The 10,425-nt window shown below is 46.0% G+C and carries 10 protein-coding genes and 1 pseudogene; 7 read left to right on the top strand and 4 right to left on the bottom strand.

The annotated features are described in order from the left end of the window. Together ACLGGO_RS33815 and ACLGGO_RS33810 are read right to left on the bottom strand one after the other, a co-directional pair. Positions 1–536 (bottom strand): annotated as a pseudogene (locus ACLGGO_RS33815) (hypothetical protein); the annotation flags it as partial. A gap of 205 nt (positions 537–741) precedes the next feature. Beyond that, positions 742–2,796, bottom strand: coding sequence for an ATP-binding protein (locus ACLGGO_RS33810; protein WP_446422598.1), 2,055 nt, complete (start codon positions 2,794–2,796; stop codon positions 742–744). 84 nt (positions 2,797–2,880) lie between these two features. Here ACLGGO_RS33810 and rppA point away from each other — a divergent pair, with 84 nt between their 5' ends. The 3 genes from rppA to ACLGGO_RS33795 all read left to right on the top strand — a co-directional run bounded on the left by rppA (position 2,881) and on the right by ACLGGO_RS33795 (position 5,611). Beyond that, positions 2,881–3,564: a two-component system response regulator RppA gene (rppA, locus tag ACLGGO_RS33805; RefSeq protein ID WP_446337411.1), complete on the top strand. Its 684-nt coding sequence runs from the start codon at positions 2,881–2,883 to the stop codon at positions 3,562–3,564. Between the two features lie 241 nt (positions 3,565–3,805). Then, the gene (locus ACLGGO_RS33800) at positions 3,806–4,549 is read left to right on the top strand and encodes a PEP-CTERM sorting domain-containing protein (RefSeq protein ID WP_446422597.1); all 744 of its coding nucleotides are present in this window, start codon (positions 3,806–3,808) and stop codon (positions 4,547–4,549) included. A gap of 84 nt (positions 4,550–4,633) precedes the next feature. Continuing rightward, complete coding sequence (locus ACLGGO_RS33795) at positions 4,634–5,611, top strand: Gfo/Idh/MocA family protein (protein ID WP_446337409.1); 978 nt, start codon at positions 4,634–4,636, stop codon at positions 5,609–5,611. 41 nt (positions 5,612–5,652) lie between these two features. Here the strand turns inward: ACLGGO_RS33795 and ACLGGO_RS33790 are convergent, their stop codons facing one another. Further along, positions 5,653–6,036, bottom strand: coding sequence for a hypothetical protein (locus ACLGGO_RS33790; RefSeq protein WP_446422596.1), 384 nt, complete (start codon positions 6,034–6,036; stop codon positions 5,653–5,655). A gap of 130 nt (positions 6,037–6,166) precedes the next feature. Here ACLGGO_RS33790 and ACLGGO_RS33785 point away from each other — a divergent pair, with 130 nt between their 5' ends. The 4 genes from ACLGGO_RS33785 (at position 6,167) to ACLGGO_RS33770 (ending at position 9,308) form a co-directional block, all read left to right on the top strand. Then, the gene (locus tag ACLGGO_RS33785; protein ID WP_446422595.1) at positions 6,167–6,388 is read left to right on the top strand and encodes a hypothetical protein; all 222 of its coding nucleotides are present in this window, start codon (positions 6,167–6,169) and stop codon (positions 6,386–6,388) included. 84 nt (positions 6,389–6,472) lie between these two features. Further along, positions 6,473–6,829: a GNAT family N-acetyltransferase gene (locus ACLGGO_RS33780; protein WP_446422594.1), complete on the top strand. Its 357-nt coding sequence runs from the start codon at positions 6,473–6,475 to the stop codon at positions 6,827–6,829. Between the two features lie 250 nt (positions 6,830–7,079). Then, entirely contained in the window at positions 7,080–8,939 is a 1,860-nt protein-coding gene (locus ACLGGO_RS33775; protein ID WP_446422593.1) for a protein kinase domain-containing protein, read from the top strand. An 84-nt stretch (positions 8,940–9,023) separates the two neighbouring features. Beyond that, the gene (locus ACLGGO_RS33770) at positions 9,024–9,308 is read left to right on the top strand and encodes a zinc ribbon domain-containing protein (protein WP_446422592.1); all 285 of its coding nucleotides are present in this window, start codon (positions 9,024–9,026) and stop codon (positions 9,306–9,308) included. Positions 9,309–9,354: 46 nt separating this feature from the next. Here the strand turns inward: ACLGGO_RS33770 and ACLGGO_RS33765 are convergent, their stop codons facing one another. After that, on the bottom strand, positions 9,355–10,263 hold the full coding sequence (locus ACLGGO_RS33765; RefSeq protein ID WP_446422591.1) for a D-Ala-D-Ala carboxypeptidase family metallohydrolase: 909 nt from the start codon (positions 10,261–10,263) through the stop codon (positions 9,355–9,357). Between the last annotated feature and the right edge of the window lie 162 nt (positions 10,264–10,425).

The raw sequence follows: 10,425 nt of genomic DNA, 5'->3' as shown, positions 1-10,425 counted from the left end.
ATGGAGTCAGCCAGAGGTTTCATCTTCAGTTCCTCTTTTTCCTCTTCTTCCTGGCGCTGAATGGAGTCAGCCAGAGGTTTCATCTTCAGTTCCTTTTTTTCCTCTTCTAGATTCTCCTGACGTTGAACTGTCTTACCCTGAACCGACGGCTGACTCTGAGGCGAATTAATCTGATTGACGACTTGCGCCGCTACCTGATCCGCTTCCTGCTCATACTTATCATTGGGTTCTCCAATCGTCAGCTTTGCCTGAATCGGTGTAGCGCTACTCGGAGCAAGTGTGGGAATATTAGCGGCATTATAGCCAGAGCGCTTAACCTGTTCGAGTTGAGCTTGGAGATCTGGCATTTCCTGTTGTGGCGAAGATGCTTGCTTGGGAGTACCAAAGGGACGAGTTTGCAATACATTGGTCGTTGGCAACTCGGCTCGTCTCGCCTGGATACCTTTACCAAAGGGGCGCGTCTGTAAAGGATTCCGCACTGGTAAAGAAGTCGGTTCCCAGGATGTTTTTTTGTTAAGACGCCGTTGGCTACCCATGACCAGTCTTCCCAACTCAACTTATTGGATACCTAATATTATCCTGCACAAGTCATTTCTGCAATTCGCGATTCGTCAAATTTTTACGGAACTTTAGGGAAGCGAAACCCAAGCAGTAGGGGTTGGGTTTCGCTTCCCCTACTCGCCCCTACATACAATTGACAAGACGTGCCATGGCACGTCTCTACATGAGTTGTTACAATCCCTAAACCCATCCCCTGATTTCTACATCAGTTAATGGTCGCTCTAGTTTCACATATTCACTCTTAGTAGCTTGTAAAATATGTTTCATCTGCACAGGTTCCCCAGCATCTGCCGCGATAAATGCTGCATTCATGGCAATACTCCGAATATTACCCCCCGCTACATTCAGTTTTGCCAATTTCCGATAATCCAGTTTCTCAGTTGGTGTCTGTTTGGGAAATATGCGTTGCCAAATTTCTTTACGTTGCTCAGCGCTGGGGAAGGGAAATTGAACGATGAAGCGAATCCGGCGCATAAAGGCTTGGTCTAATGCACTTTTGATATTGGTCGTTAAAATTGCTAATCCTCGATAGGATTCCATGCGCTGCAATAGGTAACTGACTTCAATATTGGCATGGCGGTCATGAGAATCTTTTACTTCAGAACGCTTGCCAAATAATGCGTCGGCTTCATCGAATAAAAGAATCGATCCGCCCCCTTCTGCGGCATCAAAAACCCGGCGTAAGTTTTTCTCAGTTTCACCAATATATTTACTAATAACTGAACTGAGGTCGATCCGATAAACATCCAATCGTAACTCTTTGCCAATAACCTCTGCTGCCATGGTTTTCCCGGTTCCACTGGCACCCGCAAATAGAGCGCTAATTCCCAGCCCACGGCGGCTTTTTCCGGCAAATCCCCAATTTTCATACACCTTCATCCGGTGGCGCACATGGGTGACAATTTCTGCTAATACAGTGCGTTCAATATCCGGCAAAATTAAATCGTCCCAAGTGGCGGCTGTATCAATTCGTTGGGCTAATTCTTCCATGCGGGGACGGGCTTGAATACAGCAGACGTCCCACAATTTAGTGGTAATGGGTGGGATTACAGATGAGTTATCAATGTCTTCGTCTATGGGTTGCCCGTCTTCTTCCTGTGTCTCAATATTCATTCCTTTGAGGGTTAAGTAAGCAGTATGAATATCGGGAGCGCTGAGGTTAAATGTAGACACTAATAGGTTGATTGAAGGCTCAAGTTTGGAGGCTTTATCGGCTAAAGCGTTTTGCCAAATTAAACGCTGCTCGTCACTGGTAGGATGATGGACATCTATAGTAATGATTGGACGCTGGCGTTGGCGGCGGCGATCGCGACTCGTGACAAGTAAGGGTGTGTTCAGGCTTTCGATGAAACGAGCGATCGCGCTTTCTTTAGCTGGATCATTGGTTTCGAGATGATCACAGTTGAGCAACAGAACCGTGCTGCTTAATGCCCATTCCCGTTCATAGAGAATCTTAACGATATTCAGTTGACTGGTATCCGTGGGTAAAGATTCAGCAGAAAGGGCATGGAGATTAATCCCCAAATGATCGCATACCGCTCGCGCGATCGCACGTTTACTGGTGACATCCTCCCCACATAGCTGCACCACCGGGAATGTACCCTCGCCCACCTGTAACCAGGTTGTAGCGATTTGTTGGACACTTTGCTGATGAGAGGATACCAAAATACCCGGTAACGGCATCGGTTCCTCCATAATCGCCAAGCGCTCATCAATATATTGAACGCCGCGCAGGTAATGCAAAATCCGCTCATCAATCCGTAGTGAACTATTGGTTAACGTCACCCCTTCACCCACGTCAATCAACCGCCACCGGCGCAATGGTGCATCTGGCGTCAGCGCCCCCCAATGTCCGTCGGGCAATATATTCAATGCTAGAGCAAATGTGGGATACTTTAATTGCTCATTACTCTGAGCGATGCCGCAGAGCAACCCCCAAGAGGCATCAAATTCCATCCCAGCACATAAGAGCAGCAAATCTCGCTCAAATGAGGATAGCCCAAACATTTGGCAAAGCTGATTTAACAAGGGAGGCGGTGAAACAGATGTGTCGGGTTGATGGTGTGAACCATTCCCATTGGGATAGAAGCCATTGGTTAAGGTAAGAGAAATACCCGTAGTAATTTGATCACTCTTGCGTTCCAAGGCTTGACGCACTCGCGCAATCTCTCCCATCAAATACTGCTGATTGGCTTCTAACCAGCTTTCGGTTACATTGAGCCGGGATACAGACATTGGCATCTTTAAGGGCAGCAATATTCACCATGATATAGTGTATTCCCTGTTCCCTAACGAATGACCACTGACAAATGACCAATAATGCGTATTCTTTTGGTTGATGATGAAGTTGAACTCACTGATCCCTTAAGCCGAGTCCTCAAGCGGGAGGGATACGAGGTTGATGTGGCTTACGAGGGACATTCCGGATGCCAGTTGGCGATGCAAAGCGACTATGACTTACTTATTTTAGATTGGATGTTACCCCATCAGTCTGGATTAGAGCTTTGCCAGCAGTTGCGATCGCACGGGAAAACAACGCCTGTTCTCTTCCTTACGGCTAAAGATACTCTTGATGATCGGGTGATGGGGTTAGATGCTGGGGCTGATGATTATTTAGTTAAACCCTTTGAACTACGAGAATTACTGGCTCGGGTTCGTGCTCTGTTGCGGAGGAAGGCGGCGACGGAAACAAATGCGCCTGTTCGGTTGCGTGTCGCTTCTTTAGAACTGGATGTGGAAAATCAGCTCGCCTACCGCAATGGACGATTAATTGAACTCTCGGAAAAAGAAACCCAACTTCTGGACTATTTTATGCGTCATTCGGGTCAGCTATTAACTCATGGGGAAATTTATCAGCAGTTGTGGCAGGATGAGGAACAACCGAGTAGTAATGTCTTAGCCGCTTTAGTGCGCTTGTTACGCCGCAAAATAGAGGCTCCTGGTGAAGCCCCCCTGATTCACACGGTATACGGGAAGGGATATCGGTTTGGCGAGGGGAGTTAAGTTGAATGGTACTGACAGCATTCGTCTAGCTAATTGAGAATAATTACAGACAATGCTCAATTTTTGCCCCGTTGGCTGGTATGGAAATGCTGCCCGACTTAAAAAATATTGGCAATTTTTGTTGGGTTAACATAACTATGGGTTTTGCGCTAGGATTTGGATCTTACTTTATCAACACTTCACATAAATTCTCTCAAGAGAGAATTATACTGTTAGCTAAGGGTATATACGGGGTGTAACGATGAATAGCATCTACTCAAAAATTTCTTTCAGAGCAGCTGGAGTTGCTTTAGGCGTTGGTTTAGCCACTGCGGGGCTGTCTCTAACACCGAATGTTGCTAGTGCAGTCACCGTTAAGACTTTACCCCAAAACTTTACCATCGATAATCAAACCTTTACTGAAGTCTTCGTTGCTGAGGGTAGAATTGGAACTGATGGTATGAGTGGAGACTGGGAATTAGGCGTTCTCAACCCGATCAATAACAATTTACCTGACAAGCAGAAACAGTTTGTCTGGGAGAATGGGGCAAAATACGACTTTACATTAAAGTATGATGTCTTAACCTCAACCGTCAACTATAATGTTGGAGCCACAGAACTAAGCAGCAAAACTTTTAGTGATCCAATCGACACGATATACATCCGTACAAAATCAGTTGTTAATGGAAATACTTCTAGTAGCTTTAGTAAGGTAGAGGGTGAGTCTTTCAACAATTTACCTTTAAGCTTTTCTTCTGTAGTTCAGGATGGCGATGTAAACTATCTGCGGATTAGCGATATCTCAGAATCCTTTGAACTTAAAGGTCAAGTGAGCTTTAGTTGGACTGGAGATCAACCGACTCGCTCTAACCTTGCGTATCAAATCCAAGTGGGTAACAGCGAACCTGTTCCCGAACCCTTGACTATTCTCGGTTCAGGTGTAGCGCTTGGATTTGGTGCTTTTTTGAAAAAAGAGTCTTCCAGAAAGCAAAATAAGGTAAAATAACCAGGACGTTTGGTGAGTTTGTCTGTGTTCACCTACTTAGTTACTCTAAAAATAGGGGGAGTGTCAAGAGAGGACTAATCAAAAATGATGGATAAACTGCCCATTAGGGCTGGTATCGTCGGAACTGGATATGCCGCCAACCAACGGGCGCAAACCTTGCAGGCGGATGCGCGATCGCAGCTAGTGGTTGTCAGTGGACATACCCCGGAAACAGTGCAAGACTTTGTACAACGTCACCAAACCAGCGCTGTCGAATCTTGGCAACAGGTGGTGGCACATCCAGACGTGGATTTAGTCTTTGTTTGTACAATTAATCGCGATCATGGGGCGATTGTCAGGGCGGCTTTAACCGCAGGGAAGCATGTTGTCGTCGAATATCCCATTTCCCTTGATCCAACAGAAGCCCAATCCCTAATTGCCCTCGCTCAAACTCAAGGCAAACTTCTACATGTGGAACATATTGAGCTATTGGGCGGCTTACATCAAGCCTTACAGCAATCGCTACCAGAGATTGGCACTCCCTTTTATGCCCGATATGTCACAATTGTGCCGAAACAGCCAGCACCGCAGCGTTGGACATACCATCGTGATTTATTTGGCTTTCCCTTTAAAGCTGCATTACCCCATATCCATCGATTCACTAATTTATTTGGCAACGTCGCAACGGTTAGCTGTAATGCTCAATATTGGCAAAATTCAGACTATTATCGTGCCTGTCTATGTACGGCTCAATTACAGTTTGTCAAAGGTTTAATTGCCCAAGTCACTTATGGCAAGGGAGAAGTATTCTGGCAAAGATTACGAACCTTTGAAGTCCACGGCGATCAAGGTACGCTGGTGTTTGATGGCGATCAAGGCAAATTAATTCGAGCAGAGGAAGAACAACCTATCCCTGTAGCAGAGCGTCGCGGTTTATTTGTTAAAGATACGGAAATGGTATTGGAGCATCTGGTGGATGGAAAACCTCTGTACGTGTCAAGTGCAGCCAGTTTATATGCGCTTCAGGTTGGAGACGCCGCTTGCCAATCTGCCAAAACCAATCAAACGATTCTTTTGAAGTAGAGTCCTGAACCCGCCCTTTGTTTTGGCAAAACCTATCACCATTAATCTAGTTCAACTTGTACTTCCACGCGATCAATACCACTGCTTAAATTCTCGTGTCTGCGGAAATTGATCGGACTGATAGGTGGAGAGAAGGGTTCGTTAATTGAGATTTCCACGTCTTCCATTACTTGCCAGTCACCACCTACTTGGTTGTTAAACTCAATCTGGTTACCACCCGTTCCTCTCCATGCTATCGTTGGATCATTTAAAAAGAACTGGTCAAAATCATCGCTGAGAGTTCTCTGTTCAATACCCGTTAGGGATTCACCGGATAAGGTAACGTCTTCGGCGTTGGTAGTGACTGGTGATTGAGCCGATACAGAGTTTGCTAAGCCGAAAATGGTGGTTAAAATTCCTATAGCTGTAAGATATTTATATCGCATTGGTGTTCTCTCCCATGAGAGTTTGTTACATTTTTATTATTTTTAACTTGAGTCGGGTTTACCTCTATCAGAGGAAACGATAATTGACAAAGAGGTATCCCCAAGAAGATAGATTTTTCTTTCTTTAGTTGTGGTTCAATCACCCCTCCCTGTCTTCAAGAAAGAAGCGATCGCGCCGTCTACCACGTCCCATTCGTGTCAATTTAAGCTGGGGATGCCATGTAGAGACGTTGCCATAGCACTATGGCAAGCTCCCGATGTAGGGGCGGGTTCTACCGATAACCTGGCTAAACCCGCCTTTCTAGGTGCACAGGGAGCAAACATAAGACATAAGACGAATGACGAATGCTAACTGGGGTAACCTCAGCCGACGCACTCGCCGGAAGTTGAAAATAGGTTGGTGTATAACGTGAATGGACGAGAGGATGAGTAAACCGTGAATCTATCGGTACAAGTCGTTCCCAGAACCTTTGGATATCAAGGGGAAATGAGGTATGAGTTTACTCAGGCAGATGAGTTAGTCGGGGTGGCATCTGTCTGTGTGGATGAAACCTCTTATTTTATCAATTTCTTGAATGTTATGCCTGGTAATCGTGGCAAAGGGTACGGTTCTAAAATCTTGGAAATGCTTTGCCAGATGTTGGATGATAAACCGATTACTCTAGAATTGGACAAGGGTAGTCCTTTTGGCATGGAAAATTTACGAACCTGGTACAGTAGACATGGTTTTGTGTCAACGAATGAGGATTGGATGATACGCCATCCGTCTGGTAGCCACATACATCAAGCGTGAAATGGGTTGTACAAAAGAAGGCAGAAGGCTCCAAGGCAGAGGGCAGAAGATATTGACATTCCCCCGGTTGAAAACGCGGGGAATTCTTCATTCATCCAACCAACCACCAAGCGAGTAGTAAGGTGGATGATATCTGTATTATAGGCACCCCCACCCTACTCCACAGGAGTTACGTGTCCGATGGGGTTCTATTGCTCCCCCAAACCCCTCTTTTCGATAGAATAAACTCCTGACTCCAAAAAGAGAGCGAATGAGTTATTGTCTTAACCTAGCTTGTCACAAACCCGACAACCCGGATCATGCCAGATTTTGCTCTGCTTGTGGGTCAAGATTACTTTTAGGCGATCGCTACCGTGCCATGGAGTTGATTAGTCAGGGGGGTATTGGTCGTACCTTTAGGGCAATTGACGAATATGAGTCTGGATTATCCCCTTGTATTATCAAGCAGTTTTCACCCACCAATCAAGGTACAACCAATACCGAGAAAGCGGCTGCATCCTTTCGTCAAGAAGCCGCCCGATTACAAAATCTAGGCGAACACCCCCAGATTCCCCGACTGCTGGCTTATTTTGAACCCAATCCGCAAATAGGAACAGTGGGTGCGATCGTGCAACGCTTAGTGGAGGGAGAAAGCTTAGCCCAACAATTCGCTAAAGAAGGGGCATTTAAGGAAACCCAGATTCGTCATATCTTGGCACAACTGCTGCCTGTTTTGCAGTATATTCATTCTCATCAGGTGATTCACCGCGATATTAATCCAGCTAATATTATTCGTTCTCCAGATACAGGAATAGAGACAGAGGCAGAGAAACTGGTTCTCGTCGATTTTAGTGCTGCAAAATTGACTACAAAAACAGCATTAGCCCGAACCGGAACGGTTATTGGTTCTGCTGCTTACGCCGCCCCGGAACAACTGATGGGCAAAGCGGTGACGAGTAGTGATTTGTATAGTTTAGGGGTGACTTGTATTCATTTACTGACCAATGTTCATCCCTTTGACTTATTCAACAGTTTAGAAGGAATGTGGGTGTGGCAAGATTACCTGATCGAACCCATTAGCGATCAGCTTAAGCAAACCTTGAATAAAATGCTAGAGGGGGCGGTGAAGCGGCGTTATCAATCAGCAGCCCAGATTCTCCAGGATTTGAATTTAAGCCAAGAATTAGCCCCATTATTTTCAGTCCCTTCCCCTGTTTCATCGATGACGCCAAACACGCTAACACCGACGTGGCAATGTGTACAGACATTGCGGGGTCATTGGAGTTCGATTCATGCGATCGCCTTTCATCCGGATGGACAGATGCTGGCTAGTGGTGGTGCGGATCGTAGCGTTAAACTGTGGCATCTGGATAGTGATGTATCCCATTGTACCCTTTCTGGGCATTCTAACTTAATTGATGCCGTTGTTTTTAGTCCAGATGGACAGTTTTTAGTCAGTGGTAGTTGGGATCACACGCTTAAAATTTGGCAATTAAGTACCCAAACCTTAACGCATACCCTGAAGCAACATTCAGGTTGGATTAAGTCAGTTGCTATCAGTTTAGATGGAAAGATTCTCGCCAGTGGGAGTGCTGATCAGCGGATTAAGGTTTGGAATTTCAAGACGCAGGATGTACAAAACAGCCTAGATGGTCATTCCAGCATGATTCAAACGGTTGCAATCAGTCCAGATGGACAAACCTTGGCAAGTGGTAGTGTAGATCGCACGATTAAACTTTGGAATTTAGCCACAGGTGAGATTCAGTTAACCCTACATGGACATACCGATGCCGTCAATTCACTCTTTTTTAGTCCTAGTGGTCAACTTTTAATCAGTGGTAGTTCAGATGGGACGATTCAAGTCTGGAACTTGAGGACAGGCAATATTTTATTAACACTGATTGGACATACAGATGCGGTTCATTCTGTGGCAATTAGCGCCAAAGGTAGTCTATTAATCAGTGGTAGTGCTGATGGAACCGTTAAACTTTGGCATCCGGGTAGTGGAAAACTTCTCCAGACGTTATCTGATCATTCAGCAGGTGTAATGTCTGTGGCAATTAGTCCAGATAGTTCAACCTTGGTGAGCGCGGCTCAAGATAAAACGATTAAAGTTTGGCAATTTATTTAATATTCTGTCCGGTTGAATACTTACACTTTGGTAGTGTCTAAGACTCCATGCTTCCATGTCCTATGAAACGCGCTATAATTTCAAGTGAACAAGGATTACACCTCCCAGGTCTGCCCTCAATGCGATGCCCATACAGGTAAGAAAAACAAGCGTGATAGGGTTCACTCTTGCCCTGAGTGCGGGTACACCACGCATCGCGATGTAGCGGCTGCACAGATTGTTAGAAATAGAGGATTGTCTGGGGTGAGACGCATCCTAGACGAAGAAAATGCTTGTGGAGACGGTCTGACGGGGACTGGCAACAGTCTAGTTAAGAGTCCGAGAAGCAGGAACAAGGGTGGAGAGGCGCGACTTCAGTCCGCCTCGTAACATCCTTTAAGAATCCCCTTGACTTTTCGTCAGGGGAGTCGTCAAATTAATTGTAATTCCATCTTGCCCGATAACCTCGATTATCGAGATGGGTAAAATTCCTCCCATACCCCAATCCAGCGGGCCACCAGGGATCGAGTTGTCGCTGCACTTCTCTCGGTGTCAGTCCACTGACCAAAAAATCAACACCATGTCCCTCTAAGTGGGTCGAACGCGTCGCACCACCAACAGCACGATTCACACGCGGGGGTCGATACCAACTGGTAATAGTAATGGAGCGATTTCCCAAGCGTGATCTCACCTCTTCCATCTGTCGCGCCATAGCGATGATGTTATTTACAATGAGTTCATTAACCGGAATGCGAGTCCCGTTTTTTGTCGCTTCACCCCAGGTAAAGTTGCCATTGGGGATGATAGAGTCATCCGTTCCCACTTGTCCGCGTCCTGGTATTCGGAACAAAATCCCCCGATTAACGGGTTCGGGTTCGTCCATTGGCGGAGAGTAGGTGGCAATTTTAAGCACATCGATGTGCCCTTCGTACACATACCAGTCCAGGCGATTGGAATCATTGTCAAGGGGATTCACTAACGTCACCAGTAGATGGATACCTCTTTCCTGGAAGTTTTTGACGGCGAGTTCTCGTCTGGCAACCGGGAATTTTTCGGAGTCGGGTAGGTCTTTGGCTTGTAAGGGTTTAGTCTTGAAAATGGTATCTTGTCTGACGACTAAGGTGGAGGTGTTGAGAACCTCGACGTGTCCTTTAAACACATACCATTCCGTGCGATCACCCAGGGGATTGGCTAAGGTGACTTTAAGATGATCCTTCTGCTCCTGGTAACTTTTGAGTCCGAATTCTCCCTTAGGTACAGGGTGCTTCTCGGAGTCGGCGAGTTCTGAAGACTGAATCGGCTGGGTTTTGAATACTGTGTCGGTGGTTACAACTAAGGTTGCCATTTGTTTCTCTGGACGTAGCGGAAGTCAGTTACATTCACCTAGATTAGCACTAGAAATTCTATAGTTTGACCATGTTAACTTTCATTTGACACTCCCCCGGTTAAAACGCGGGGGATTCTTTCTTCGCAGGGAGGCAGAGTTTAACGTCTTCTAGGACAGAAC

It is taken from the genome of Coleofasciculus sp., assembly GCF_046565525.1.
Classification (GTDB): Bacteria; Cyanobacteriota; Cyanobacteriia; order Cyanobacteriales; family Coleofasciculaceae; genus Coleofasciculus.
The sequence above is the reverse complement of the archived record's forward strand: the minus strand, read 5'-3'. Positions and strand labels throughout refer to the sequence as shown.

Coding starts and splice junctions, on each gene's coding strand:
- ACLGGO_RS33810 (WP_446422598.1), bottom strand. CDS start 2,796: ATGTCTGTATCCCGGCTCAATGTAACCGAAAGCTGGTTAGAAGCCAAT.
- rppA (WP_446337411.1), top strand. CDS start 2,881: ATGCGTATTCTTTTGGTTGATGATGAAGTTGAACTCACTGATCCCTTA.
- ACLGGO_RS33800 (WP_446422597.1), top strand. CDS start 3,806: ATGAATAGCATCTACTCAAAAATTTCTTTCAGAGCAGCTGGAGTTGCT.
- ACLGGO_RS33795 (WP_446337409.1), top strand. CDS start 4,634: ATGATGGATAAACTGCCCATTAGGGCTGGTATCGTCGGAACTGGATAT.
- ACLGGO_RS33790 (WP_446422596.1), bottom strand. CDS start 6,036: ATGCGATATAAATATCTTACAGCTATAGGAATTTTAACCACCATTTTC.
- ACLGGO_RS33775 (WP_446422593.1), top strand. CDS start 7,080: ATGAGTTATTGTCTTAACCTAGCTTGTCACAAACCCGACAACCCGGAT.
- ACLGGO_RS33765 (WP_446422591.1), bottom strand. CDS start 10,263: ATGGCAACCTTAGTTGTAACCACCGACACAGTATTCAAAACCCAGCCG.